The organism is Streptomyces sp. NPDC005195 (genome assembly GCF_040608315.1).
Classification (GTDB): domain Bacteria; phylum Actinomycetota; class Actinomycetes; order Streptomycetales; family Streptomycetaceae; genus Streptomyces; species Streptomyces kaempferi.
In genome coordinates this window covers 486,565-510,826 of the sequence record NZ_JBEXHZ010000001.1, presented here as the reverse complement: position 1 = coordinate 510,826, position 24,262 = coordinate 486,565, and the positions used below count along the sequence as shown (strand labels likewise).

Annotated in this window: 24 protein-coding genes and 1 pseudogene; 14 read left to right on the top strand and 11 right to left on the bottom strand. The window is 72.0% G+C overall.

What is annotated here, in order from left to right; all coding sequences use genetic code 11:
• Positions 1 to 20: 20 nt before the first annotated feature.
• Entirely contained in the window at positions 21 to 377 is a 357-nt protein-coding gene (locus ABZV34_RS02270) for a DivIVA domain-containing protein (protein ID WP_356270571.1), read from the top strand.
• Complete coding sequence (locus ABZV34_RS02265) at positions 374 to 958, top strand: DNA-3-methyladenine glycosylase I (protein ID WP_356270569.1); 585 nt, start codon at positions 374 to 376, stop codon at positions 956 to 958. The genes ABZV34_RS02270 and ABZV34_RS02265 overlap by 4 nt, the downstream gene beginning before the upstream one ends.
• Positions 959 to 1,027: 69 nt before the next feature.
• Here ABZV34_RS02265 and ABZV34_RS02260 read toward each other — a convergent pair whose 3' ends face one another.
• Positions 1,028 to 1,831 (bottom strand): enoyl-CoA hydratase-related protein, encoded by an 804-nt coding sequence (locus ABZV34_RS02260; protein WP_356270567.1) that lies wholly within the window; start codon positions 1,829 to 1,831, stop codon positions 1,028 to 1,030.
• A 374-nt stretch (positions 1,832 to 2,205) separates the two neighbouring features.
• On the opposite strand from ABZV34_RS02260, the gene ABZV34_RS02255 reads away from it, so the two are divergent.
• Positions 2,206 to 2,373: a DUF3117 domain-containing protein gene (locus ABZV34_RS02255; protein ID WP_003966491.1), complete on the top strand. Its 168-nt coding sequence runs from the start codon at positions 2,206 to 2,208 to the stop codon at positions 2,371 to 2,373.
• A gap of 163 nt (positions 2,374 to 2,536) precedes the next feature.
• Here the strand turns inward: ABZV34_RS02255 and ABZV34_RS02250 are convergent, their stop codons facing one another.
• Positions 2,537 to 3,235, bottom strand: coding sequence for an O-methyltransferase (locus ABZV34_RS02250; RefSeq protein ID WP_356270735.1), 699 nt, complete (start codon positions 3,233 to 3,235; stop codon positions 2,537 to 2,539).
• Positions 3,236 to 3,474: 239 nt separating this feature from the next.
• Here ABZV34_RS02250 and sigE point away from each other — a divergent pair, with 239 nt between their 5' ends.
• The 5 genes from sigE to ABZV34_RS02225 all read left to right on the top strand — a co-directional run bounded on the left by sigE (position 3,475) and on the right by ABZV34_RS02225 (position 8,629).
• On the top strand, positions 3,475 to 4,176 hold the full coding sequence (gene sigE, locus ABZV34_RS02245) for an RNA polymerase sigma factor SigE (RefSeq protein ID WP_168530085.1): 702 nt from the start codon (positions 3,475 to 3,477) through the stop codon (positions 4,174 to 4,176).
• A complete protein-coding gene (locus ABZV34_RS02240; RefSeq protein ID WP_356270566.1) occupies positions 4,173 to 5,153 on the top strand; it encodes an anti-sigma factor in 981 nt (326 codons plus the stop codon). Before sigE ends, ABZV34_RS02240 begins: the two co-directional genes overlap by 4 nt.
• 139 nt (positions 5,154 to 5,292) lie before the next feature.
• Positions 5,293 to 7,083 (top strand): trypsin-like peptidase domain-containing protein, encoded by a 1,791-nt coding sequence (locus tag ABZV34_RS02235; RefSeq protein ID WP_356270564.1) that lies wholly within the window; start codon positions 5,293 to 5,295, stop codon positions 7,081 to 7,083.
• 232 nt (positions 7,084 to 7,315) lie between these two features.
• On the top strand, positions 7,316 to 7,768 hold the full coding sequence (locus tag ABZV34_RS02230; protein WP_356270562.1) for a sec-independent translocase: 453 nt from the start codon (positions 7,316 to 7,318) through the stop codon (positions 7,766 to 7,768).
• 204 nt (positions 7,769 to 7,972) lie between these two features.
• Entirely contained in the window at positions 7,973 to 8,629 is a 657-nt protein-coding gene (locus ABZV34_RS02225) for a hypothetical protein (RefSeq protein ID WP_356270560.1), read from the top strand.
• A 132-nt stretch (positions 8,630 to 8,761) separates the two neighbouring features.
• On the opposite strand, the gene ABZV34_RS02220 is transcribed toward ABZV34_RS02225, so the two are convergent.
• From ABZV34_RS02220 to ABZV34_RS02210, 3 genes are read right to left on the bottom strand one after another with little or no spacing between them, the layout of a single operon-like run.
• The gene (locus ABZV34_RS02220; protein ID WP_356270559.1) at positions 8,762 to 9,895 is read right to left on the bottom strand and encodes an Mrp/NBP35 family ATP-binding protein; all 1,134 of its coding nucleotides are present in this window, start codon (positions 9,893 to 9,895) and stop codon (positions 8,762 to 8,764) included.
• Between the two features lie 44 nt (positions 9,896 to 9,939).
• Positions 9,940 to 10,524 (bottom strand): DUF1003 domain-containing protein, encoded by a 585-nt coding sequence (locus ABZV34_RS02215; protein WP_356270557.1) that lies wholly within the window; start codon positions 10,522 to 10,524, stop codon positions 9,940 to 9,942.
• Positions 10,514 to 11,803, bottom strand: coding sequence for a CBS domain-containing protein (locus ABZV34_RS02210; protein WP_356270555.1), 1,290 nt, complete (start codon positions 11,801 to 11,803; stop codon positions 10,514 to 10,516). The genes ABZV34_RS02215 and ABZV34_RS02210 overlap by 11 nt, the downstream gene beginning before the upstream one ends.
• A 349-nt stretch (positions 11,804 to 12,152) precedes the next feature.
• Here ABZV34_RS02210 and ABZV34_RS02205 point away from each other — a divergent pair, with 349 nt between their 5' ends.
• Positions 12,153 to 12,860 (top strand): hypothetical protein, encoded by a 708-nt coding sequence (locus ABZV34_RS02205; protein WP_356270733.1) that lies wholly within the window; start codon positions 12,153 to 12,155, stop codon positions 12,858 to 12,860.
• Positions 12,861 to 12,915: 55 nt separating this feature from the next.
• Here the strand turns inward: ABZV34_RS02205 and ABZV34_RS02200 are convergent, their stop codons facing one another.
• Together ABZV34_RS02200 and ABZV34_RS02195 are read right to left on the bottom strand one after the other, a co-directional pair.
• Positions 12,916 to 13,458, bottom strand: a complete 543-nt coding sequence (locus ABZV34_RS02200; protein ID WP_356270553.1) for a hypothetical protein — start codon at positions 13,456 to 13,458, stop codon at positions 12,916 to 12,918.
• Positions 13,459 to 13,490: 32 nt separating this feature from the next.
• Positions 13,491 to 14,603, bottom strand: coding sequence for a magnesium and cobalt transport protein CorA (locus ABZV34_RS02195; RefSeq protein ID WP_356270551.1), 1,113 nt, complete (start codon positions 14,601 to 14,603; stop codon positions 13,491 to 13,493).
• A gap of 520 nt (positions 14,604 to 15,123) precedes the next feature.
• Here ABZV34_RS02195 and ABZV34_RS02190 point away from each other — a divergent pair.
• Positions 15,124 to 15,708, top strand: a complete 585-nt coding sequence (locus tag ABZV34_RS02190; protein WP_356270549.1) for a suppressor of fused domain protein — start codon at positions 15,124 to 15,126, stop codon at positions 15,706 to 15,708.
• A 107-nt stretch (positions 15,709 to 15,815) separates the two neighbouring features.
• Here the strand turns inward: ABZV34_RS02190 and ABZV34_RS02185 are convergent.
• Positions 15,816 to 15,959: pseudogene (locus ABZV34_RS02185) on the bottom strand (MFS transporter); the annotation flags it as partial.
• 194 nt (positions 15,960 to 16,153) lie between these two features.
• On the opposite strand from ABZV34_RS02185, the gene ABZV34_RS02180 reads away from it, so the two are divergent.
• The 3 genes from ABZV34_RS02180 to ABZV34_RS02170 all read left to right on the top strand — a co-directional run bounded on the left by ABZV34_RS02180 (position 16,154) and on the right by ABZV34_RS02170 (position 18,854).
• Entirely contained in the window at positions 16,154 to 16,795 is a 642-nt protein-coding gene (locus ABZV34_RS02180; protein WP_356270547.1) for a DUF6758 family protein, read from the top strand.
• Positions 16,796 to 17,237: 442 nt separating this feature from the next.
• The gene (locus ABZV34_RS02175) at positions 17,238 to 18,095 is read left to right on the top strand and encodes a PHP domain-containing protein (RefSeq protein WP_356270545.1); all 858 of its coding nucleotides are present in this window, start codon (positions 17,238 to 17,240) and stop codon (positions 18,093 to 18,095) included.
• A 153-nt stretch (positions 18,096 to 18,248) separates the two neighbouring features.
• A complete protein-coding gene (locus tag ABZV34_RS02170; protein ID WP_356270544.1) occupies positions 18,249 to 18,854 on the top strand; it encodes a MarC family protein in 606 nt (201 codons plus the stop codon).
• A 174-nt stretch (positions 18,855 to 19,028) separates the two neighbouring features.
• Here the strand turns inward: ABZV34_RS02170 and ABZV34_RS02165 are convergent, their stop codons facing one another.
• Positions 19,029 to 19,181: a hypothetical protein gene (locus tag ABZV34_RS02165; RefSeq protein ID WP_356270542.1), complete on the bottom strand. Its 153-nt coding sequence runs from the start codon at positions 19,179 to 19,181 to the stop codon at positions 19,029 to 19,031.
• Between the two features lie 227 nt (positions 19,182 to 19,408).
• On the opposite strand from ABZV34_RS02165, the gene ABZV34_RS02160 reads away from it, so the two are divergent.
• Positions 19,409 to 20,305: an NYN domain-containing protein gene (locus tag ABZV34_RS02160; RefSeq protein WP_356270540.1), complete on the top strand. Its 897-nt coding sequence runs from the start codon at positions 19,409 to 19,411 to the stop codon at positions 20,303 to 20,305.
• A gap of 79 nt (positions 20,306 to 20,384) precedes the next feature.
• Here ABZV34_RS02160 and ABZV34_RS02155 read toward each other — a convergent pair whose 3' ends face one another.
• Entirely contained in the window at positions 20,385 to 21,251 is an 867-nt protein-coding gene (locus ABZV34_RS02155) for an alpha/beta hydrolase (RefSeq protein ID WP_356270538.1), read from the bottom strand.
• 155 nt (positions 21,252 to 21,406) lie between these two features.
• Positions 21,407 to 23,830, bottom strand: a complete 2,424-nt coding sequence (locus tag ABZV34_RS02150) for a DEAD/DEAH box helicase (protein ID WP_356270536.1) — start codon at positions 23,828 to 23,830, stop codon at positions 21,407 to 21,409.
• Positions 23,831 to 24,262: the final 432 nt, after the last annotated feature.

The window sequence follows — 24,262 nt, the reverse complement described above, 5'->3', positions numbered from 1 at the left end:
AGAGCGTGGGGACCTCAGCGATGTTCATGTTCTTGTTCCTGGTCGTCGCGCTCGCCGTCGTGGTCGCCGCGGTGACACTGGCCGTGGTGGGCGGCGGCGAGAGCGCGCCCCTGCCCGAGGCGACGCCCGACCGGCTGGACGCTCCACTGCCCGCCGCCCGGCCGGTGAACCGCGCGGACGTGGAGTCCCTGCGGTTCCCGCTCGCCGCCCGCGGCTACCGCATGGCGGACGTGGACGACGCCCTCGGCCGCCTCGGCGCCGAGCTCGCGGAGCGCGACGCCCGGATCGCCGACCTGGAGTCCGCGCTCGCGGGCGCCCGAGCGGACACCGCCCGGCCCACCTCGCTGCACAAGCACGTCGAGGGCGAGGAGCGTTGAGCGACGCCGTCGCCGGTCCGGACGGCGCCCTGCGCTGCCCCTGGGCGCTGTCCACCGAGGACTACGTGTCGTACCACGACGAGGAGTGGGGCCGACCGGTCCACGGCGACGACGCGCTGTACGAGCGGCTCTGCCTGGAGGCCTTCCAGTCGGGCCTGTCCTGGATCACCATCCTGCGCCGCAGGCAGGGCTTCCGGACCGCCTTCGCCGGCTTCGGGATCGCGTCCGTGGCCGCCTTCACGGACGCCGACAAGGAGCGTCTCCTCGGCGACGCGGGCATCATCCGCAACCGCGCGAAGATCGAGGCGACCGTCGCCAACGCGCGCGTGCTGACCGACTGGGCGCCCGGCGAGCTCGACGAGCTGATCTGGTCCTTCGCGCCCGACCCGGACACCCGCCCGGCCCCGGCCAGGCTGTCCGACGTCCCGGCCGTCACCGCCGAGTCGACCGCCCTCTCCAAGACCCTCAAGAAGCGCGGCATCCGTTTCGTGGGCCCGACGACGGCGTACGCCCTGATGCAGGCGTGCGGCCTGGTCGACGACCACCTGGTGGACTGCGTCGCGCGCAAGGACACCCCGTAGCAGCTTCGGGGGCGGGGGGGGGGGGGCGCCCCCCCCCCCCCCCCCCCCCCCGCCCCCGTTCGCGACCCGTCACCGCCCCAAGTACTTGGGCTTCTCCTTGTCGACGAACGCCTGCACCGCGATCAGATGGTCCTCGGACGCCCCCGCCCGCGTCTGCAGCTCGTCCTCCTTCTCCAGCGTCTCGTCCAGGGAGTGGGTCAGGCCGTACGCCACGGCCTCCTTCAGCGCGGCGTACGCGACCGTCGGCCCCGCGGCCAGCGCCCGCGCCACCTTCTCCGCCTCCGCGCGCAGTTCCCCGGCGGGCACGACCCGGTTCGCGATACCCAGCTCGTACGCTTCCTGCGCGGTGATGCTGCGCGGGAAGAGCAGCAGGTCGGCGGCGCGCCCCGGGCCCACGACCCGCGGCAGCGTCCAGGAGATCCCGGAGTCGGCGGTCAGCGCCACCCCGGCGAACGACGTGTTGAAGGCGGCCGTGTCGGCGACGATCCGGTAGTCCGCGGCGAGCGCGAAACCGAGACCCGCCCCGGCCGCGACACCGTTGACCGCGGCCACCACGGGCTTCGCGGCGCCGGTCAGGGCGCGCACGATCGGGTTGTAGTGCTCGCGCACGGTGCTCATCGTGTGCTTCGACCCCGTCTCCTTGTCGGCGGCCAGCAGCCCGATGTGCTCCTTGAGGTCCTGCCCGACACAGAACGCCCGGTCACCGGCCGCGGTGAGCAGGATTGCCCGCACCTCCGGGTCCGCCGCGGCCTTCCGCGCCGCGTCCCGCAGGGCGACCTTCGTACCGGTGTCCATCGCGTTCATCGCCCCGGGACGGTTCAGCGTGATCGTCGCGAGTCCGTCGCTCACCTCGTAGAGCACGGTGTCGGCCATGATGGGTCCCCTCGGTGTCGCGGCTCCGTCGTACCCGTCGGTACGCCCTGCGTCCGAGGACAGCATGCAGGACGACGGAGCGGAGATCACGGCCCGGGGAACGGACAGGACATGTGACCTGCGTCAAAGAATTCCGAGCCGTGAAAGTCCATGCGGCGGCGCAGTATCGCAGCCACATCGCCGAATTGAGTGGTTTTGCTCAAGCGCGTTGCGCAAGCGATGCCGACTGATGTTGGTCATCGGGTCCTGAGATGCGGGATAATGGCCTGGAAGCAATGTGTTCGATGCCGGTGACGTGTGTCCTATGAGAGGACGCGCGTGCCCTCCAGGGGGCCGTCGGCGACGATGAGCTGGTTTCAGGAAGGGGAACGAGCATGGCGGCCATGAAGCCGCGGACGGGCGATGGCCCGCTCGAGGTGACAAAGGAGGGGCGGGGCATCGTCATGCGCGTTCCGCTCGAAGGCGGCGGTCGGCTCGTCGTCGAGCTGACCCCTGACGAGGCCGACGCGCTCGGCGACGCCCTCAAGAAGGTCGTCGGCTGACGCGGAAGCGGCCATACCTTTTCACCTGCCCCGGCATCGTAAACGGTGTCGGGGCAGGTGTGTGTCAAGGGCGGCCCGCCGACGCTACCTTTTGGTGTCGGTGCAGGTCAGAGCGGTTTCGGAGGGTGGCAGGGCGGGTCGGACGGAGGCCCGGCGGTGACAGTCAGCGCTTGACGGCGCACAGCAGGCCGTCGCCCACCGGCAGCAGCGAGGGCACCAGGTCCTGGCTCTCCCGCACCGCGCGCAGCAGCTCGCGCAGCCGGCCGACCTCCGCCGGCTGCGGGCCCGAGTCCATGGTGCGGCCGTCCGCGAACACGCCCTCGAAGGCCACGAGCCCGCCCGGCCGCAGCAGGCGCAACGATTCAGCGAGGTAGTCCAGGCACTCCAGACGGTCGCCGTCGCAGAAGACGAGGTCGTAGCCGGCGTCCGCGAGCCGGGGGAGCACGTCCAGCGCGCGGCCGGGGATGAAGCGCGCGCGGTTGCTCGCGAAGCCCGCCGCGCGGAAGGCCTGGCGGGCGAACTGCTGGCGGTCCGGCTCCGGGTCCACGGTGGTCAGTACCCCGTCCGGCCGCATGCCGTGCAGCAGATGAATTCCGGAGACGCCGGTCCCGGTCCCGATCTCCGCCACCGATTTCGCGTCCACCGTGGCGGCGAGCAGGCGCAGCGCGGCGCCCGTGCCGGGAGACACCGAGCGCAGGCCTGCCTCGTGGGCCCGGTCGCGGGCCCAGCGCAGCGCCTGATCCTCGGCGACAAAGGCGTCGGCGAACGCCCAGCTCGTCTGCCGGTTGCCGGTAATGACCCTCTCCTGTCCCCGTGGTTGCCTGGGCGTGACTGTATCCGTTGGTGCCGGGAACCTGCTGATGGGACCGGGCGTTTAGAAGGATGGGGAAACAGACCGGGGGGAAGCGTATGGATCAGGTCACGGAGCGGGAGGCGGAGCGAGGTGCCGAGCACGTGCTGACGCAGCCATATGGGCGTGTATCAATTTCCCGTAAAACCCCTTATCCGGAGCTAACGGGCGAGGTGGCTATGGTAGGGGCTCCACTGGACACCACCAGAGCCGACAGGGGAGGTGCGGCTGCGCCTGTGGATCGGGGACGGGTGCTGAGGCGCCTGCTGCGATCGGCGGGTGAGCCGAAATCCGTGACCGACATCGCTGACACGTTCCATGCTGCTGCCCCCGCGCAGACCGCGACGTTCACCACCGACGCGGAGTCGCAGGCGTGGACTCCGCCCACCTGGGAGGAGATCGTCAGCACGCACAGCGGCCGGGTCTACCGGCTCGCCTACCGCCTGACGGGAAATCAGCACGACGCCGAGGACCTCACCCAGGAGGTCTTCGTCCGTGTCTTCCGCTCCCTGTCGACCTACACGCCCGGCACCTTCGAGGGCTGGCTGCACCGCATCACCACCAACCTCTTCCTGGACATGGTGCGCCGAAAGCAGCGCATCCGCTTCGACGCCCTCGGCGACGACGCGGCCGAGCGCCTGCCCAGCCGCGAGCCCTCCCCGCAGCAGGTCTTCAACGACGCGCACTTCGACGCGGACGTCCAACAGGCGCTGGACACCCTCGCGCCTGAGTTCCGTGCCGCCGTCGTCCTCTGCGACATCGAGGGACTGTCGTACGAGGAGATCGCCGCCACCCTGGGCGTCAAGCTCGGTACGGTCCGCAGCCGGATCCACCGTGGCCGCTCGCAGCTGCGCAAGGCCCTCTCGCACCGGTCTCCCGAGGCCCGTGCCGAGCGCCGCGGTTTCGCGATCACGGGCGTTCCCGCGCTGGGAGGAGGGGGTGCGACCGCGTGAGTGGATCACGGCCTGACTCTGCGGAGCGGCTTGTTGCCGACCAGCATCTTGGGGACCGACTGTCCGCCCTCGTGGACGGGGAGCTCGGTCATGAGTCGCGCGAGCGCGTCCTGGCCCACCTCGCCACCTGTGCGAAGTGCAAGGCCGAGGCGGACGCCCAGCGCCGACTGAAGAACGTCTTCGCGGAAGTCGCCCCTCCGCCCCCCTCCGAGAGCTTCCTGGCCCGTCTCCAGGGACTGCCGGGGGGAGGTGACTTCGACGGCGGTGACGGCTCACCGTTCGGCGGGGGAGCATTCGGCGGAAGACTCCCCTCCGGTCCGGGAGTGACCGGAGTCTTCGGCGTGCGCGGCGAACCCTTCGGGTACGTGCCCGCCGGGCCGCACGCGGATGTGCTGCCGCCGTCCGCCGGACGTGGCTTCCGTATCCATGACGTCAGCCGTCACGAGGCCGAGAGATCCTCCTCGCGTGGCCTGCGCTTCGCCTTCGCCGCGGCCGGCGCGGTGTCGCTCGCCGCGGTCGCGCTCGGCGGAGTGTCGACGGGATTGCCCGGTGACACCGCGGACGCGCGCGGCGGCTCCGGCGGGAGCAACGTGACACCGATGCGCACCCCCGGTTCGGGGACCGCGTCGGCTCCCGAGACACAGCGCCGCCGCTCCACCGGACCGCTGCTCGCCCAGGGCCAGCGCGCGTTCGGTGACGCACCCGTGCGGCCGACCGAGGTGTCCGCGCCGCTGCTGCCCGGAATCCCCGCTCCGGCGCCGCTGGGCCAGGACATGATGCACACGCTGACGGCCCCCGTGGTGGCCGGCGCCGCCGTGATGTCGCCGCTGATACGTCCGCTCTCCGATGTACAGCCGGCCGTGTCGGCCTCCTGGTCGATGGCGCCCGACCTCGCGACCCCGGGCCTGCTCGCCGCTCCCGTTCCGGCCTCGTCCCCCTCCTCCTCCCCGTCTCTCTCCTCCCGTACCGCCCGCTGACCTACTCTCTTCGCCGCGGCCCCGGAACCTGGTTGAATCCGGGGTGGGGCGCGTCCGCCGGAGGGATTCCCGGACGCGGATGTCGGCAATCTGCGGTGACCGTCGGTGAGCTGTGCCGCGGGCCGGGTGTGGGGAGAACATGGACGACGGGAAGCCGGCGAAGGCGAAGTGGTGGAGCCGGCCGCGGCCGGTACCCCCGGTGGCCGCGGAGACGGGCTCGGCGGAGGGCGTCGGCCGGCCTGGCGGCGACGTCGACCCCGAGGACGGCTTCGACCGTGACGGTGACTTCGAGCTGGAACGGCCCGCGTCCGCGTCCGCGCCCATGGCCGATGCGCCGGACGCCGGGACGATCGCCGGAGTGTCCGACACCCCGCCCGCGCCCCCGGGCACCACCGACCGCCCCCGGCCCCTGCACGACTCCGACCCCTACAGCACCCCGCCGTACGGCGAGCCCGGCCCCTGGGCATCCGCTCCGCCGGTCCAGCACCCCGCGATCACCCCGGTACACGGCACCCCCGCCCCCGTGGGCACCTCCGCGTACGAGACACAGGCCCCGGCGGGCGGCACCGCGTACGGCACCCCCGACCCCATGGACGGTGACTCGCGCGGCGCGTCCGCCCCGGTGGCCGTCTCCGGGCCCGGGGCGGGCGTCCCGGCGGGAACCCCGGTCCCGGGGGCCCCACTGCCCTCAGGGGCGCCTCCAGCCCCGTACGCGAGCGTTGCCGGTCCGGCTCCGAGCCCCTGGCGGAACTACGACCCCTGGGCCGCCCCCGGGCCCCTCCAGCAGAACGGCGCGGCGGTCGGGACGGGGACGCGGCGCCGCGGGCGGGTCAGGAAGGCGCTGGTCCTCGGGGCCGTGCTGATCGCCGTCGTCTCCGGGGGCGTCGGCGGTGCCGTGGGCGTCTATCTGGAGCGCGACGCCGGGACGGGGGACATCGAGCTGCCCCAGGCCGCGAAGGAGGCCCCCGGAAGGCCCGCGGACAGTGTCGCCGGGATAGCGGCCCGCGCCCTGCCCGGCGTCGTCACGCTGCATGTGCGCGGCACCGACGAATCGGGCACGGGCACCGGCTTCGTCCTCGACACCCGGGGTCACATCCTCACCAACAACCACGTGGTCGAACCGGCCGGCACGCGTGGCGGGATAACCGTGACGTTCAGCGGCGGCGAGAGCGCCAAGGCCACCGTCGTCGGGCGCGACAGCGGATACGACCTCGCCGTGGTCGAGGTGTCCGGGGTCGGCGGACTGCGGCCCCTGCCGCTGGGCAACTCCGACAGCGTCCAGGTGGGCGACCCCGTCGTCGCCATCGGCGCACCCTTCGACCTCGCCAACACCGTCACCTCCGGGATCATCAGCGCCAAGGAACGGCCCATCACGGCGGGCGGCGAGAAGGGCGACGGGAGCGACGTCTCGTACGTGGACGCCCTCCAGACCGACGCGCCCATCAACCCCGGCAATTCCGGCGGACCCCTGCTCGACTCCCGGGCGCGGGTGATCGGCATCAACAGCGCCATCCGCTCCGCCGACAGCGCCGCCGACCCGCAGGCCGGTCAGGCCGGCTCCATCGGGCTCGGTTTCGCCATCCCCGTCAACCAGGCCAGGCGCGTCGCCGAGGAGCTGATCAACACGGGCCGGGCGACCCACCCGGTGATCGGTGTCACGCTCGACATGGACTACACCGGCGACGGCGCCCGGGTCGGTACGAAGACGAGCGGTGGCCCGCCGGTCACCCCGGGCGGCCCCGGCGCCCGGGCGGGGATCAGGGCGGGCGACGTCATCACCGAGGTCGACGGGCTGCGTGTGCACTCGGGGGAGGAGCTGATCGTGCGGACCCGCGCCCACCGCCCCGGTGACCGGCTGCTGCTGACCCTGCGGCGGGACGGCGGCCCGGAGCGGATCACCCTGGTCCTCGGCTCGGCCGACGGCGACTGACGGTCCCGGACCGCGGCTCACCTCGACGGACGACAACTGACATGAGCGTCACCGCGGGGGCCCGCCTCCCGCCCCGGGGCGGCAAACTTCCGGGAAAACTCGACGTGTACAGGGACCCGGAGGCCCCGGGACAGTTCCGGACGGACAGGATCGCCGGGTACCGTGGACCGGGCCCGGACCACGGTGGAACCGCCGAGGGCCGAGGACCGAAGGACATCGCAAGGAGCTTCAGGTGTTCAATGACATAGGACCGCTCGAGCTGGTGGCGCTCGTTGTCCTCGCCGTGCTCGTCTTCGGTCCGGACAAGCTCCCGAAGATGATCCAGGACGTCACGCGCACCATCCGCAAGATCCGTGAGTTCTCGGAGAGCGCCAAGGCGGACATCCGTGAGGAACTCGGCCCGGAGTTCAAGGACTTCGAGTTCGAGGACCTCAACCCCAAGACGTTCCTGCGCAAGCAGCTGGACAACGACGAGCTGGGACTCAAGGAGATCCGTAACGGCTTCGACCTGAAGAAGGAGATGGCCGAGGTCACGGACGCGGTGCACAACCGTGAATCCGAGTCGTCGAGCTCCGTTTCGGGTTCAGGGTCGGGTTCGGGTTCCGGCTCGACCGTGGACATGACCAAGAAGCCCGAGAAGCCGGGCCAGGACGAGCGCCCGCCCTTCGACGCCGACGCCACCTGAGCCGTACCCCGGCCGAGGCGGGTCAGGGGTCCGGAGCCGTGTGACACGGCCGGAAATCGACGGCGGCCGCGACCCACGCGACGGGTGCTTTCCGTGCTGCTCGCAGCGGTGTGGCTATGCTGCCCAGTTGTTGTGCGGACTGCTGAGGACGCCCGAGGGGGGCGGGCCGCCCGGTCCGACGAGAGCAAGGAGGCGTCCGGGCAGATGGAGACGACAAGTCGGGTAGGCGCGCAGGCACCGGCCACGGAGGGCGGACAACCGGTCCCCTTCGCCCGGCGCACGGTCGACGGCTACCTGCTGGCGCCCTTCCCGTGGTACGGCCTCGACGAGGCCTTCACGGGACCGCGCTGGCTGATGCAGGTGGGCATGTCGGCGGACGGCGCCGTCGAGCACGGATCGATCGGGCACGGCGAGGAGCCCTCGGTGCGCAGCGAGTCGACCGAGGACAAGGAGCGCTTCGCGGTCGTGGTGACCGTCGCGGCGAACCCCTCGCGGCGCAGCGCGGACGGTACGGGGCTGCTGGAGGCCACCTCGGTGTCCTCGGCGGCCTGGCTGGCAGGCGTCGGCCTGCTGTCCTTCACCTGGCCCGGCCAGATGGACCACACCCTGCGGGACGACTGGCTGGACCAGCAGACCGAGACGGCGTGGGTCCTCGCGGACGATCTCGAGGGGTCGGACTGGTCCTCGCTGTCCCTCCCCGTGGACGGCGTGCCCACGCCGTTCCACTACCGCGAGTCCGAGTTCGGCTGGGTCCTCGCGGGGTCGACCCAGGAGGGCGCGCACGTGGGTGCGTACGGGCGGGGCATGAGCGCGTACGGGCTGGGCTTCGCCGTGGTCAAGGACATCGCGGCGTACGCGTGAGTGCTTCCGCGGGGTGATCCGGCGGGGTGGTTCCCCGGCCGTGGGCACGGCCGGGGCCGGTCGCGCGGTTCCCCGCGCCCCTGACGGGGCGCGTTCACCTCTCCGGGGCGGAGGGTTCGGGAAACCGGCGGTCTAGAACTTGTTCCTCGGGGTGATGCCCAGGGACATGCCCGACAGGCCGCGCTGACGGCCGCCCAGCTTGCCGGCGATGGCGCGCAGGGCCGAGCCGGCCGGGGACGCGGGATCCGTCAGGACGACCGGCCTGCCGTCGTCGCCGCCCTCGCGCAGGCGGACGTCGATGGGGATGGAGCCGAGCACCGGGACGTTCGCGCCGGTGGTGCGGGTCAGACCGTCCGCGACCGACTGACCGCCGCCGGTGCCGAACACGTCGACCATCTCGCCGCAGTGCGGGCACGGCAGGCCCGACATGTTCTCGACGACGCCCACGATCTTCTGGTGGGTCTGGACCGCGATGGAGCCGGCGCGCTCGGCGACCTCGGCCGCCGCCTGCTGCGGGGTGGTGACGACGAGGATCTCGGCGTTCGGCACCAGCTGGGCGACGGAGATCGCGATGTCGCCGGTGCCCGGCGGGAGGTCGAGGAGGAGGACGTCCAGGTCGCCCCAGTACACGTCCGCCAGGAACTGCTGCAGGGCGCGGTGGAGCATCGGGCCGCGCCACACGACCGGGGCGTTGCCCGGGGTGAACATGCCGATGGAGATGACCTTCACGCCGTGCGCCGACGGGGGCATGATCATGTTCTCTACCTGGGTCGGACGGCCCTCGACGCCCAGCATCCGCGGTACGGAGTGACCGTAGATGTCCGCGTCGACCACGCCGACCTTGAGACCGTCGGCGGCCATCGCCGCCGCCAGGTTCACCGTCACCGAGGACTTGCCGACGCCGCCCTTGCCGGAGGCGACCGCGTACACGCGGGTGAGTGAGCCCGGCTTGGCGAAGGGGACCTCGCGCTCGGCCTGGCCGCCGCGCAGCGCGCCCGCCAGCTCGCGGCGCTGCTCGTCGCTCATGACGTCCAGGGTCACGTCGACGCGGGTCACGCCCTCCACCGCCGAGACCGCCGTCGTCACGTTCTTGGTGATGGTCTCGCGCATCGGGCAGCCGGAGACGGTCAGATACACGGTGACCGCGACCGCGCCATCCGCGCCGATGTCCACCGATTTGACCATCCCCAGTTCGGTGATGGGTCGCTGGATCTCGGGGTCGTTCACCGTCGCCAGCGCTTCGCGCACCGCGTCTTCCGTAGCCATAGGGACGATGGTACGGCGCCCGGCCCCGGGGCCGGAAAGCCCCGTCAGCGGTCGCCTGTGTCACGTCCCGGCGACCGTTCCGCCGGGAATACGACGTGGCTGTCGGAATGGTCCTCCTCCAGCGCCCTGACCAGGTCTTCGAGTTCGGAGCGGATCCAGTCGCGGGTGGCCACCTCGCCGAGGCCGATGCGTAGGGCGGCGATCTCGCGGGTGAGGTACTCGGTGTCCGCGATCGACCGCTCGTTCTGTTTGCGGTCCTGTTCGAGGTTGACCCGGTCGCGGTCGGCCTGGCGGTTCTGCGCGAGCAGGATCAGGGGGGCGGCGTACGAGGCCTGCAGTGACAGCATCAGGGTCAGGAAGATGAACGGGTAGTTGTCGAACCGCAGGTCATGGGGCGCGCTGACGTTCCATACCACCCACAGGATGATGACGACCGTCATCCAGACGATGAAGCGCCCGGTGCCCAGGAAGCGGGCGATCCGTTCCGACAGCCGTCCGAAGGCCTCCGGGTCCCACTCGGGCAGCAGTCTGCGGCGCGGCGGCATCGGCTGGTCGAGACGGGTGCGCGGCCGGGTGGTCGCGGTGGCGCCCGTGACGGCCCGTTCACGGGTCTCGCGGTCAGGCGTCATGGCTCCCCCCTACGGCCTCGTCCTCGTGCAGATGGAACTCCGTCTCGCGCCAGTCCTCGGGCAGCATGTGGTCCAGTACGTCGTCCACGGTCACCGCGCCGAGCAGTGAGCCGCTCTCGTCGACCACGGGCGCGGCGACCATGTCGTACGTGGCGAAGAAGCCCGCGACGACGGGCAGTGCCGCGTCCGGCGCCAGGGGCTGCAGGTTGTCGTCGAGGATCGAGCTGACCAGGGTGTACGGCGGGTCGCGGAGCAGCCGCTGGAAGTGCGCGGTGCCCAGGTACTTGCCGGTCGGCGTCTCGTCCGGGGGACGGCACACGTACACCTGGGCGGCGAGCGCGGGGGACAGGTCGGAGCTGCGGACCCGGGCGAGCGCCTCGGCGACCGTGGCGTCGGGGCGCAGCACGATGGGCTCGGTCGTCATCAGACCGCCCGCGGTGCGCTCCTCGTACGCCATCAGCCGCCGTACGTCGGCCGCGTCGTCGGGCCGCATCAGCGTCAGCAGCCGCTCCACGTCCTCCTCCGGCAGTTCGGCGAGCAGGTCGGCCGCGTCGTCGGGGTCCATCGCCTCCAGGACGTCCGCCGCCCGCTCCTCCTTGAGCTTGCCGAGGATCTCGATCTGGTCGTCCTCGGGGAGTTCCTCCAGCACGTCGGCGAGACGGTCGTCGTCGAGTGCGGCGGCCACCTCGCCGCGCCGTTTCGGGGACAGGTGGTGCAGCACGTTGGCGAGGTCGGCGGCGCGCAACTGCTCGAAGGTGGCGAGCAGGCTCTCGGCGCCCTGTCCGTGTTCCTCCAGCGAGAACCCGGTGACGGCGGACCAGTCGACGGTCAGGGTCTCGCCCCGGGTGCGCCGGAAGGTCCCGCTGCGGGCCCGGCGCACGAAGACCCGGCCGATCTCCCACTCCCGGCGGGCCGGCAGCTGCTGGACCGACACGTCGAGGACGGTGACCTCCTCGTCCGTGTCGACGAGCCGTACCCGCCGGTCGAGCAGTTCCCCGAACACGAGCCGCTCGGTGGGCCGCTGCTCGAAGCGCCGCACGTTCAGGACGCCGGTGGTGATGACCTGGCCGGACTCAATACCGGTCACGCGGGTCATGGGCAGGAAGACGCGCCGCCGGGTGGACAGCTCGACGACCAGCCCCAGCAGCCGCGGCGGGCGCCGCCCCACGCGCAGCATGGCGACCAGGTCCCGCACCCGTCCGACCAGGTCGCCGTTCGGGTCGAAGACGGCGACACCGGCGAGGTGCGAGACGAAGATCCGGGGGGCGCTTGCGGCCATGCCCGCGCCTCCTTCTTTCCGTGCTGTCCCGGTGGGTGTTTCCCGTGCTGTCCCGGTACGTGCGCCGGGCGGTGGTGCCGTAAGCGTGCTTGGTCCCGTTCTGTCCGCTCGGGTGGGCTTCAGGCTAGCCCGTCCCGGTCGGATACGCCCTGGTGAGCGGTCCGGACGGACTGGCTCCGCCGGTCCGTCGCGGCACCGGTACGCTGCCGTACGCCGTGGTGGGCACCCCGTGTGGACCTCCGCAGGGCGCCCCGGCACGGACACCCGCATGGACCCCCGTACGAAAGGCAGCCCACCTGTGACTGCGATTCTCCAGGGCCGTACCCGCAGGGCCGCACTGGTGGGCGCGATGTGCGCCCTGGTCGTGACGGGGACGGGACTGACGGGGTGCGGTAGCGAGGATCCGGACGCGGGCACGAACGGGGTGGGCAAGCTGCCCGCCTCCACGATCCAGTCGAAGTCCCGCACCGCGGCCACGTCCGCGGAGGCGGTCAGGCTCGCCGGAACCGTGGTGTCGAACGGCCGCACGTACAAGCTCGACATGCGTCTGAAGGCGGACGGCGGCACCGGGTCGGTCACCTCGCAGGGCGCGAGTTTCGGGCTGCTGCGGGTGGGCGAACACCTCTTCCTCAAGGCCGGCGCCGAGTTCTGGAGCCATCAGGGCGACAAGAGCGGCGGCACCTCGGCGGACACGGCCGCCGCCGACAAGCTCGGCGGCAAGTACGTGAAGGTGCCGACCGGCGACCCGGCCTACAAGCGCTTCATCAGTTTCACGGACAAGGACGTCCTCCTGGAGGGCCTGCTCACCCTGCACGGCACCCTCGCCACGGACGGCCACCACGAGCAGTCCGGCGTCCGCACCATCCGCATCACCGGCGACAAGGGAGCGGGCGGCACCCTCGACGTCTCACTGAAGGGGACCCCGTACCCCGTCCTCCTGGTCCGCGCGGGCGGCGCCGGCACCCTCCGCCTCACCGACTGGGGCAAGGGTTTCGCCCTCGCCGAACCGGCCAGGGACGAGACCGTCGACTACGGCGGGCAGCTGCCGACCTCGTGACGGCGCCGCCGTGACCGTGACCCGGGAGCGCCCACGTCACCCAATTCGCCGGGACCTACGACCTCTTGCGCTTCTTGAACAGGAGACGGGGGACGGCCGCCGGGACCGGCTGCCGGGTCGTCGCCGGGGTCGGCAGGGGCGCGGCGGCCAGCGAGCCGTCCGGCAGCGGGAGCGTGCCGGCCAGGGGCTCCAGACGCAGCACCCGGCACTCGCGCGCCCAGCGGGCCGGCATCTCCTCACCGTCCGGCGCGTTCAGACGCTTGCCCTTGAGCTCGGCGACCGTCTCCTGCCACACGCCGGAGTCGGGGGCGAGCTCGACCACCCTCGCCGTCCAGGCCACCACCCGCCCGCCCTTGTCCTTGCTGCGTACGGTGACCACCGCCTCGCCCCCGTCGCGGAGTCCGGGCAGCGGCTGCTCGCCGGGCCCGTCGCCGACCAGACAGACCCCGCCGTCGTGCCACACGTGCCACAGGGCCTGGGCGGGCTCTCCGGGGCCCGGGGCGCCGGTCGACGGTGTGCCGTCGCCGCGCACCCAGATCAGCCCGGACTTCTTGGTGGCTTCCTCGATGAGGGCCTGATCGAGCACCTGTTCCGTCATGGACTCAGCCTAGCCAGCGGGACGCGCCCGCGTCAGAGCCATCCGTTGCGCTTCAGGATCCGGTGGATCGAGAGGCAGATGCCGACGGTGACGCCGAGCGTCAGCGGATAGCCGAACTTCCAGCGCAACTCCGGCATGTAGTCGAAGTTCATGCCGTACACACCGCACACCATCGTCGGTACGGCGATGATCGCGGCCCAGGAGGTGATCTTGCGCATGTCCTCGTTCTGCGTGACGGACGCCTGCGCGAGGTTGGCCTGGAGGATCGAGTTGAGCAGCTCGTCGAAGCCGAGAACCTGCTCCTGCACCCGCGCGAGGTGGTCGGCCACGTCGCGGAAGTACTTCTGGATGTCCGGGTCGACCAGCCGCATCGGCCGCTCGCTCAGCAGCTGCATCGGACGCAGCAGCGGCGACACCGCCCGCTTGAACTCCAGTACCTCACGCTTGAGTTGGTAGATGCGGCCCGCGTCCGTGCCGCGCGGAGTGCCTTTGCGCCCGAGCGAGAACACCTCCGTCTCGACCTCGTCGATGTCGTCCTGCACGGCGTCCGCGACCGCGATGTACCCGTCCACGACGTGGTCGGCGATCGCGTGCAGCACGGCCGAGGGGCCCTTGGCGAGCAGGTCCGGCTCGTCCTGCAGCCGGTGCCGCAGCGCCCGCAGCGAACCCTGGCCGCCGTGCCGGACGGTGATGAAGAAGTCCCGGCCGGTGAAGCACATGACCTCACCGGTCTCCACGACCTCGCTGGTTGCGGTGAGTTCGTCGTGCTCCACGTAGTGGATCGTCTTGAAGACCGTGAACAGGGAGTCGTCGTAGCGCTCCAGCTTGGGCCGCTGGTGCGCCTGGACGGCGTCCTCCACGGCCAGCGGGTGCAGCCCGAACTCGCTCGCGATGCCCGAGAACTCGGCCTCGGTGGGCTCGTGCAGGCCGATCCACACGAAGCCGCCGTCGCGGTGCACCAGGCGCATCGCCTGGTGCGGGGTGAGGGGCTCGCGGGTCTGGACGCGGGCGCCGTCGCGGTAGACCGCGCAGTCGACCACGGCGGAGCTGGTCCCGGGGGCGCGGGTGGTGTCGTACGAGCCGCTGTCCTTGCGCAGGGAGGGGCGGGGGCGGACCGCGGCACGGAGGTCACGGATCATCGACATGGCAGGCTCCTTCACAACTGGAGGCCGCCGGCGACGGTTGGAACTGCCCGGAATGGGGACGTCCTGACTGCGGATGTTTGGCACGTCCACAAAGCGGGGAGCACCGCACCGTCGCGGTGGCAGCTTCGCTACTGATTCAGATCAGACAGATCAGGCGGGAACGAAGCGCTCTTCCGTGGTGCAACGGACAACGCTGACACGTATGCACACGTTTGCAGGAGGCGGCAGCCGGCCTGGGTAAGGAAACCAGCTACAGAATTCAGCGACCGGAAGAGCGGGTGGTACTGCACGGTCGACTTCGGTCCATTGCAGCCCCACCTCCTCCGGCCGGTCCCCCGTGAGGGACGATCCATCCCCCGAGGGGGAGCTGTCTCCCGTCGGGGAGAGCAGTCAGTCTCAGTGCGTCGGAGCTCGAGAGCGACGCTTCTGCGTGCTGCCCCGACCAGCGGCCAAGAGTATCAGCGCACCGAAGCGTCAAGCCCCCGCTTTGCCCGTTGCTGACGAGTTCTATGCTCGGTTCATGGCTGATGTTCTTCCTCTGGTCGAGGCTCGGTTGCGCTCCGCGCTGGGCGAACCCGACGCGCGCGCCGCGGTCACCTTTCTCGGCACCGACCGCATCGAGGTGCTGCGCTTCACCGAGGGCGACGTCGTCCGCTACGCGACGCTCGGCATGTCCGCCCAGCCGATGGCGGACCCCACGGTGGTGCTCGCCGATCCGGTGAAGGGTCCGCGCGCCGAGCTGGTCCTCTCGGTGCGCGCGGGCGGCGCCGAGACCGACAAGGTGCTGCGCCCGCTCGCCGTGCTCGCCGCGTCCCCGCAGGTCGAGGGGCTGGTGGTGTCTCCCGGTGCCTCGCTCGACGTGGGCGGACCGCTCTGGCCCGGCGCGCCCTTCACCTCCGTCCTGGTCGCGGAGTCCGGTGGCCTCGTCGAGGACCTGGAGCTGGACGCGCCCGCCGATCCCGTACGGTTCCTGCCGCTGCTCCCGATGACGCCGAACGAGGCCGCGTGGAAGCGGGTGCACGGCGCCGGGGCCCTCCAGGAGCGGTGGCTGAACGGCGGCACGGACCTGCGCGATCCGCTGCGCACATCCGTTCCGCTGAACTGAGACCCGGTCAGTTCCTGGCCGGAATTCGCCAGTTGGCAAAAACCGTGACGCTGTCCTCGGAGGCGTGCCGCGGCGGCAACCCGGCCGCCTCGCGGGTGAGCGCGCCGCGTGGCGTCCGGGCCCTTGGCGACGGAGGGCAGGATCGGGTCGACGGGCCCGATGCCCGTGAAGGCGACGCCGGATGCCACAGCGGTCGCCCAGACGGCCTTCGGCCGGCGCGGGAGACCGCCCGCACCCGCGACGAACCTGTCTCCTCGGCGGGGACTCCCGTGCTGCCGGTCATGTTCGCTCCTCCGACTGCCCCGGCGAGGTCGCTGCCGTATGCACGTAATGAGTTGGATGAGCCAATTAGTGCAAACTACATCTAATTCCTCCCGGTGACGGCGCGCTCCGGACGGGTGATCGTCCTTGACGCGGCGAAAGACGGGGAGGACCGTGGGGCTCTATGAGGGGCGAACCCAGTTGCCCGAAGTGTGGTGGCCGGGTCAGGGCTCCCGGCCTCTTTGCCGACTCCTGGCAGTGCGACGCGCACGGGGCCGTGCATCCGCTGCAGCCCGTGATCCCGCCCAGCGTCGAGGCCCTCGGTGTCGTGGTGCACCGTGCCCGGGTGCCGGTGTGGATGCCGTGGCCGCTGCCGGTCGGATGGCTGTTCACCGGCGCCGGCTTCGCGGGCGACGACCGCAGCGGCGGGCGCGCGACCATGGTGGCCTGCTCGGGCCCCGGCCCCCTCGGCGGCATCGGGGAGCTGATCCTGGTCGCCGAGGAGCTCGGCGTCGGCCTCGGCGCGCGCTACGCCGGTATCGACGCCCCGGACCCCGGGCCCTACATGAGTGTCGAGAAACCGCCGCAGGCCAAGGTCCTCGCGGCCGGCCGGCCCACCCCGCTGTGGCATGTGGCCGGAGCCCCCGACGACCGTGCCGTCTTCGCGGGCGAGGCACTCGGCCTGTGGCTGTGGGCGGTCGTGTGGCCCGAGCAGTCGGGGCTGCTGATGTACGACGAACTGGTCCTGACCGACCTGAGGGACGCGGGGGCGGAAGTGGACCTGCTGCCCTGCGGGGCGCTGTCGCCACGCATCCTGGAGCCGTAGTCGCCGCGCATCCCGGAGCCGTAGCGCTCCGCCGGGTTCGGGAGGCGGGGCCGGCCCCGGGCGGCTCGGCGGGCGGGCTCCGGGAATCCGGCGCGGGCGCGCGTCTCCGGCGCGAGGCGGCATTCCTGGCGCGGGCGCGCACCCTCAGCCCGTCCGGCGTTCGAGGACGAGGCGTTCAGGCCGATGCGAGGCTCTGGCGGCGGCGGCCCCGGGGGCGCGCCCGGCGTCGGGCCGGTGGTGCGCGGTGGCGGACCGCGGATCCACCGGCGGAGCCGCGACGCCCTACGGGAACGGGACAGCGGCCTCGGGGCGCGGGAGTCGGCCGGGGCGCGGAGAACGACTCGTAGGGGGCGCTCCGGGGTTGCGGGTGTGACAGGGGTGCTCGGGAACCCCGTTATCCTTGGGTGTCCCCTTCCGTGTCGTCACCGCCTGGAGTCGCGTAGTGCGCATCGACCTGCACGCCCACTCCAACGCTTCCGACGGCACGGACTCCCCGGCCGAACTCGTCCGCAACGCGGCCGCCGCCGGTCTGGACGTCGTCGCGCTGACCGACCACGACACCACCCGCGGACACGCCGCGGCCGCCGCGGCCCTCCCCGAGGGGCTCACCCTCGTCGCCGGCGCCGAACTCTCCTGCCGCCTCGACGGCATCAGCATGCACCTGCTGGCCTACCTCTTCGACCCCGCCGAACCCGAGCTGCTCGCCGAGCGCGAGCTGATCCGCGACGACCGCGTGCCGCGGGCCCGGAGCATGGTCGCCAAGCTCCGGGGACTGGGCGTGCCGGTCACCTGGGAGCAGGTCGCGCGCATCGCGGGCGACGGCTCCGTGGGCCGGCCGCACATCGCCTCCGCGCTGGTCGAGCTGGGGGTCGTGGACACCGTCTCCGAGGCCTTCGGCGGCGACTGGCTCGCCGACGGCGGCCGGGTCTTCGTACCCCGGCACGAGACGGACCCTTTCGCCGCGATCCGGCTGGTCAAGGCGGCGGGCGGCGTGACCGTCTTCGCGCATCCGGCCGCCGTCAAGCGGGGACGCACCGTGCCGGAGGCGGTCATCGCGGAGCTGGCCACCGCGGGGCTCGACGGCATCGAGGTGGACCACATGGATCACGAGCCGGCGACCAGGGCGCGGCTGCGCGGTCTCGCGGCCGAGCTGGGACTGCTCGTCACGGGGTCCAGCGACTACCACGGCAGCCGCAAGACCTGCGTCCTCGGGGAGTACACGACCGACCCCGAGGTGTACGGGGAGATCACCCGGCGGGCCACCGGGGCGTTCCCGGTGCCGGGAACCGGCGGAGCCTGATCGCCCGCCCCTCGGACACCGGATCCTCTTCCCCCACGTACCCGGCGCTGCCCGCCGTGTGCCCTGTTCCGCCCGGCGGAACGCCCTTTCCCCAGCGGTGACTGCTCTCCTCGCCGTGCCGCTCTCCCCACCTTCGCAAGGCCTCACTGAACCATGTTCGACGTCGCCGTCTTCGGCTCCCTCTTCCTCACCCTCTTCGTGATCATGGATCCCCCCGGGATCACCCCGATCTTCCTCGCGCTCACCGCGGGACGCCCCGCCAAGGTGCAGAAGCGCATGGCGTTCCAGGCCGTCTGTGTGGCGGGCGGGGTGATCGCGGTCTTCGGCCTGCTCGGTCACCAGATCCTGAACTACCTGCACGTCTCCGTGCCCGCGCTGATGATCGCGGGCGGCCTGCTGCTCCTGCTGATCGCCCTCGACCTGCTGACCGGCAAGACCGACGAGCCGAAGCAGACCAAGGACGTCAACGTCGCCCTCGTACCGCTCGGCATGCCGCTGCTCGCGGGCCCCGGTGCGATCGTGTCGGTGATCCTCGCCGTGCAGAAGGCGGACAGCGTCGCCTCGCAGGTGTCCGTGTGGACCGCGATCCTCGCCATCCACGTCGTGCTGTGGGTGGTCATGCGCTACTCGCTGCTGATCATCCGCGTCATCAAGGACGGGGGCGTGGTGCTGGTGACCCGGCTCGCGGGCATGATGCTCTCGGCGATCGCCGTCCAGCAGATCATCAACGGCGTCACCCAGGTCGTCCGGGGCGGTTGAGCGGCCTTCAGGGCGGCTGAGCGGCCTCGGGAGCGGGTGAGCGGCCTCCGGGGCGGTCGGCGGCCTTCCGGCGCCGCGACGGTCCTCTCGTATACGCAAAGCCCCGTACGGCGTCGATGCCGTACGGGGCTTTGAAGTCTGAGACGTCCAGGACGTCCGAGAGGTGTCCGCGGGTTACGAGGCGGACGAGTCGGCCGGGCGGATCCACAGTCGCTGCCCTATGGCGGCGGCCTGCTGAACGATCCGGTTGACGGAGGCGGCGTCAACGACGGTGCTGTCCACGGCGGTGCCGTCGACATCGTCGAGTCGCATGATCTCGAAGCGCATGGGCTTCTCCCTTCGTCTGGTCATCCTCCTGAGGAGAACTACTCGGTGGTGGCGTGCGAGCTGAATCAGTCCCCGCTTCCGTTCGTATTCAACGGTGTGCGTGTTACAAACATTCCCTACGCTAAGGAAATTTTTCGAGACCCTAATTATCGCCTGGTAAGAAGTGTGGAGGAGACTGAACGGGACCAGTTGTGTTCGAAGCGTGACCGCCGGGAGAATGGGGGGTGATGAACGACGACCTCGCGGCGCTCGGCGCCCGCATCGACCGCACGAACGAGCTGCTTCAGCGCATGCTCGTCGAGGTGGCGAAGACGCCCTCGACCCACGCGATCTTCGTCGACGCCGGGTACCTGTACGCGGCCGGGGGACGGCTCGTCGCCGGGACCGAGGACCGCCGCTCCTTCGACCTCGACGCCGAGGGCCTCATCGAGGCACTCATCGACAAGGCCCGCACCATCTTCGCGGACAGCAGGCTGCTGCGCGTGTACTGGTACGACGGCGCGCGTCGCCGCATCCACACCGCGGAGCAGCAGTCGATCGCCGAACTCCCGGACGTCAAGGTGCGGTTGGGCAACCTGAACGCCAACAACCAGCAGAAGGGCGTCGACTCCCTCATCCGGTCCGACCTGGAGTCCCTGGCCCGGCACCGCGCCATCAGCGATGCCGCCCTGCTCGGGGGCGACGAGGACCTGGTGTCGGCGGTCGAGGCCGCCCAGGGGTACGGGGCGCGGGTCCACCTCTGGGGCATCGAGGCGCCCGAGGGCCGCAACCAGGCCGAGCCGCTGCTCTGGGAGGTCGACAGTCAGCGCACCTTCGACCTCGACTTCTTCAAGCCCTACGTGTCCCGTCGGACCGCCACCACGTACGACGCGAGCGCGGTGAGCCGGCCCACGCGTGAGGACGTGCGGTTCGTGGGCGCGCAGATCGCCGCGAAGTGGCTGGCCGCGCGGGGGCGCGAGGCGCTGGTGGACCTGCTGCCGGGACATCCGTATCTGCCCGGCTCGGTGGACCAGGACCTGCTGGTCGAGGCGGAGGGGCTGCTCCAGTACTCCCTGCGGGGGCAGGCGGATCTGCGCCGGTCCCTCCGGGACGGTTTCTGGGAGCATCTGCAGGCGCAGTACTGACCCGTCCCCGGTCTCCGCGCGCGGTTCGCCCACCAGGGTTCGCCCGCCACGGGTCATGGACACGGGTCACGGACACGGGTCACGCGGTGGCGGCGGCGTCCCAGAAATCGGCGAGGGCGCGGGCGGTCGTCAGGGGCTGGTCCGTGTTGGGGGAGTGCTCGGCGCCCGCTACGACCGTGCGCCGCGCGTCGAGACGTACGGCCATGTCGTCCAGCAGCTCCACCGGCCAGGTGTCGTCGTGCGAGCCGGACAGGACGTGCTTCGGCAGCCGCACGGCGGTCAGCTCGGCGACGCGGTCGGGCTCGGTGCACAGCTGACGGCCCGTCGCGATCAGCTGGGCGGGACTGGTGGCCAGCCAGCGGCGCCGCAGGTCGTCGCGGTCGTCCAGCCCCGCGTCGAGCTCGCCGGTCTCGGTCTCCTCCGGCGGCTCCATCGCCCGGATCGCGTCCCACACCTGGCCCATGTCCATCACGGCGAGCGCGTCCCGGAGCAGCTTGACGCGCTGCTGCTGGGAGACGGAGATCTGGGCGGGGCCCGACGCCATCAGGGTGAGCGAGGCGAAGGGGGCCGGGTCGAGAAGGACGGCGGCCCGGGAGACCTGTCCGCCGAGGGAGTGCCCGACGAGGTGCACGGGCACCGCGAGGGCCGCTGCCTGTGCGAGTAGGTCGCGCGCCAACTCGTCCTGCGCGTAAGGGGTTTCGTCGCGCTCGGGCCCGTCGCTCTCGAACTGACCACGTCCGTCGACGGCGACGGTCCGGTACCCGCGCGCGGCCAGCGGTTCGTGCAGCGCGATGAAGTCCTCCTTGCTCCCGGTGAAACCCGGCAGGAGCAAGGCGGTTCCCCGTACGGCGGTTCCGGCATCGATCACCGCGAACTCGCCGCGCGCGGTGTTCAACCGGTACGCGCGCGCTCCGGCCGGCGGGACGAAGGAGGGGGGACGGCTCATGGCTCCGAGGCTATCGGGCGGGGCCTCGCGGTCCACTGTCCGGGGCGTCTGTTCGGGTCGTCGGGGCGCCTGCCCACGGCGCCGGGCGGGTGACGTGCGGGAACGCCGATGGCCCGGTCCCCCGAAAGCGGGGGACCGGGCCATCGGGCTGCGGATCAGCTCTCCGCGGGCTCCGCGACAGCGGCGGCCTTACGGGTACGGCGGCGCGGCTTGGCCTCGTCCGTCTCCGGGGTCACAGCGGTCTCCGCCGTCTTGCGGGTGCGGCGTCGCGGCCCCGCCTCCGGCTCCTCGGCGGCGGCCGTCTGGGCCGGGATGGTGGCCTCGACGGCCGACGTGGCGGCCTTGCGGGTGCGGCGGCGGGGCGTGACGGGTGCCTCGGCGGTGTCCGCGGTCGCCTCGGTGGCCACCTCGGGCGTGACCTTGGTGGTCGCCTTGGCGCGCGTACGGCGCGGCTTCGGCTCCGTCGTGGCCTCGACGGCCTCGGCGACCTGGGCGGGCGCCTCGGTCGTGGCCACCGCGGCCTTACGGGTACGACGCGGCTTGGCGGCCGGCGCCTCCGCGACACCCTCCGCCGTGTCGACCGCGGCCTCGGCGGCCTTGCGGGTGCGGCGGCGCGGCCCCGCCTCCGGCTCCTCGACGGCGGCCGTCAGGGGCGCGCTGTCCGCCTCGACGGTCTCCGCGGCGGCCTTGCGGGTGCGGCGACGGGGCTTGGCCTCCGCGGCCTCCGCGGTGTCAACGGCGCTGTCCACGGCGGAAGTTGCCGTGGTCGTGGCTTTGGCGCGGGTACGGCGCGGCTTGGTCTCGGTGACCTCCGGCGTGCCCTCGACCGTGTCGAGGACGGCCTCCGCGGCCTCCGCGGTCTCCGCGGCCTTGCGGGTGCGGCGGCGCGGCTTGGCGGCCGGAGCCTCCGCGACGGTCTCGGCGGGCGACGCGGCGACGGTCTCGGCGACCGCGACGGTCTCCGCGACGACGGTGACGGTCTCGGCCGGGGCCTGTGCCGTCCTGCGGGTGCGGCGGCGCGGCTTGGTGGCCGTGGCGTCCGTGCCCTCGACCGTCGTGACCACGGTCTCCGCGGCCTCGGGCGCGGCCGACGGCTCGGCCGCCTCGGTGGCCGTGGCGACCGCCACCGGCTCCGACGTACCGGCGCGCGTACGGCGACGGCGGCGCGGCGTACGCGGCTCGGTGGCGTCCGTGGCGGCGGGTTCGGCCGGAGCCTGCGGCGCCGATGTCGTCGGCGCGCCGGACGTGCCGGCGGTCTCGTCCATCGGCGTGCCGTTGCGCGTCCGACGGCGACGGCGCGGGCTGCGGTCCTCCCGCTCCCGCTCCCGCTCCCGCTCGACGACGGGCGCCGAGGAGCGGCCGCCGCGGCCGCGCGGACCGCGGCCACCGGTCTCGCCGAGGTCCTCGACGGCCTCCGCCGAGAGCCCGGCGCGGGTGCGCTCGGAACGCGGCAGGACACCCTTGGTGCCGGCCGGGATGCTGAGTTCCTCGAAGAGGTGCGGGGACGTGGAGTACGTCTCCGGCGGGTTGTTGAAGCCGAGGTCCAGCGCCTTGTTGATGAGCTGCCAGCGCGGGATGTCGTCCCAGTCGACGAGGGTGATCGCGATGCCCTTGGCACCCGCGCGGCCGGTCCGGCCGATGCGGTGCAGGTACGTCTTCTCGTCCTCGGGGGACTGGTAGTTGATGACGTGGGTGACGCCCTCGACGTCGATACCGCGGGCGGCGACGTCGGTGCAGACGAGGACGTCGACCTTGCCGTTGCGGAAGGCGCGCAGCGCCTGCTCGCGGGCGCCCTGGCCGAGGTCGCCGTGGACCGCGCCGGAGGCGAAGCCGCGCTGCTGGAGCTGGTCGGCGAGGTCGGCCGCCGTCCGCTTGGTGCGGCAGAAGACCATCGCGAGCCCGCGGCCGTCGGCCTGCAGTATGCGTGCGACCAGCTCGGGCTTGTCCATGTTGTGCGCGCGGTAGATGAACTGCGCGGTGTTGCGGACCGTCGCGCCCGAGTCGTCCGGCTCGGAGGCGCGGATGTGCGTGGGCTGCGACATGTAGCGGCGCGCGAGACCGATGACGGCACCCGGCATGGTCGCCGAGAACAGCATGGTCTGGCGGCGGGCCGGCAGCATGTTCATGATCTTCTCGACGTCGGGCAGGAAGCCCAGGTCGAGCATCTCGTCGGCCTCGTCGAGGACGAGGGCCCTGATGTGCTTGAGGTCGAGCTTCTTCTGGCCCGCGAGGTCCAGCAGCCGGCCCGGGGTGCCGACGATGACGTCGACGCCCTTCTTGAGGGCCTCCACCTGGGGTTCGTACGCCCGGCCGCCGTAGATGGCGAGCACGCGGACGTTACGGACCTTGCCCGCGGTCAGCAGGTCGTTCGTCACCTGGGTGCACAGCTCGCGCGTCGGGACGACGACGAGAGCCTGCGGCGCGTCGGTGAGCTGCTCGGGCCGGGCGCGGCCCGCCTCGACGTCGGCGGGGACGGTGACACGCTCCAGGAGCGGGAGGCCGAAGCCCAGCGTCTTGCCGGTGCCGGTCTTGGCCTGGCCGATGACGTCGCTGCCCGAGAGGGCGACGGGGAGGGTCATCTCCTGGATGGGGAAGGGGTTGATGATGCCGACGGCCTCAAGGGCTTCGGCCGTCTCGGGAAGGATTCCGAGCTCTCGGAAAGTCGTAGTCAGGGTGCTGCCTCTTCTGTGTACGCGGTGCGAGGCGAGCGCGGGGGTCGTGACGGGGACCGTGCCGGGGACGCCGGCCGCCTGTCGGGCGGGCCGAGTGGCACGGGACCACTGCCGACGCTCGAGCGCTCGTACCGCTGAGGGTCCCTCCGGATGTCGTACGCATCGTGCCGTACGGACGAGAGGGCTGTCGGGTCGGAGCCGATCGGGCCACCGACCGGGCATCCTCATTCGTGCGGCCCGTCGAATACTCGCCGGGCGCATTACCACCATACCCCGGAATCGCGCATATGCGATGGCCGATTTGGTCACGTAGTCGTCGTCACACTGGATGAGCAGGGA

Coding starts and splice junctions, on each gene's coding strand:
- ABZV34_RS02270 (WP_356270571.1), top strand. CDS start 21: ATGTTCATGTTCTTGTTCCTGGTCGTCGCGCTCGCCGTCGTGGTCGCC.
- ABZV34_RS02260 (WP_356270567.1), bottom strand. CDS start 1,831: ATGGCCGACACCGTGCTCTACGAGGTGAGCGACGGACTCGCGACGATC.
- ABZV34_RS02255 (WP_003966491.1), top strand. CDS start 2,206: ATGGCGGCCATGAAGCCGCGGACGGGCGATGGCCCGCTCGAGGTGACA.
- ABZV34_RS02235 (WP_356270564.1), top strand. CDS start 5,293: ATGGACGACGGGAAGCCGGCGAAGGCGAAGTGGTGGAGCCGGCCGCGG.
- ABZV34_RS02225 (WP_356270560.1), top strand. CDS start 7,973: ATGGAGACGACAAGTCGGGTAGGCGCGCAGGCACCGGCCACGGAGGGC.
- ABZV34_RS02220 (WP_356270559.1), bottom strand. CDS start 9,895: ATGGCTACGGAAGACGCGGTGCGCGAAGCGCTGGCGACGGTGAACGAC.
- ABZV34_RS02215 (WP_356270557.1), bottom strand. CDS start 10,524: ATGACGCCTGACCGCGAGACCCGTGAACGGGCCGTCACGGGCGCCACC.
- ABZV34_RS02210 (WP_356270555.1), bottom strand. CDS start 11,803: ATGGCCGCAAGCGCCCCCCGGATCTTCGTCTCGCACCTCGCCGGTGTC.
- ABZV34_RS02205 (WP_356270733.1), top strand. CDS start 12,153: ATGTGCGCCCTGGTCGTGACGGGGACGGGACTGACGGGGTGCGGTAGC.
- ABZV34_RS02200 (WP_356270553.1), bottom strand. CDS start 13,458: ATGACGGAACAGGTGCTCGATCAGGCCCTCATCGAGGAAGCCACCAAG.
- ABZV34_RS02195 (WP_356270551.1), bottom strand. CDS start 14,603: ATGTCGATGATCCGTGACCTCCGTGCCGCGGTCCGCCCCCGCCCCTCC.
- ABZV34_RS02190 (WP_356270549.1), top strand. CDS start 15,124: ATGGCTGATGTTCTTCCTCTGGTCGAGGCTCGGTTGCGCTCCGCGCTG.
- ABZV34_RS02180 (WP_356270547.1), top strand. CDS start 16,154: ATGAGGGGCGAACCCAGTTGCCCGAAGTGTGGTGGCCGGGTCAGGGCT.
- ABZV34_RS02170 (WP_356270544.1), top strand. CDS start 18,249: ATGTTCGACGTCGCCGTCTTCGGCTCCCTCTTCCTCACCCTCTTCGTG.
- ABZV34_RS02165 (WP_356270542.1), bottom strand. CDS start 19,181: ATGCGCTTCGAGATCATGCGACTCGACGATGTCGACGGCACCGCCGTG.
- ABZV34_RS02160 (WP_356270540.1), top strand. CDS start 19,409: ATGAACGACGACCTCGCGGCGCTCGGCGCCCGCATCGACCGCACGAAC.
- ABZV34_RS02155 (WP_356270538.1), bottom strand. CDS start 21,251: ATGAGCCGTCCCCCCTCCTTCGTCCCGCCGGCCGGAGCGCGCGCGTAC.
- ABZV34_RS02150 (WP_356270536.1), bottom strand. CDS start 23,830: ATGACCCTCCCCGTCGCCCTCTCGGGCAGCGACGTCATCGGCCAGGCC.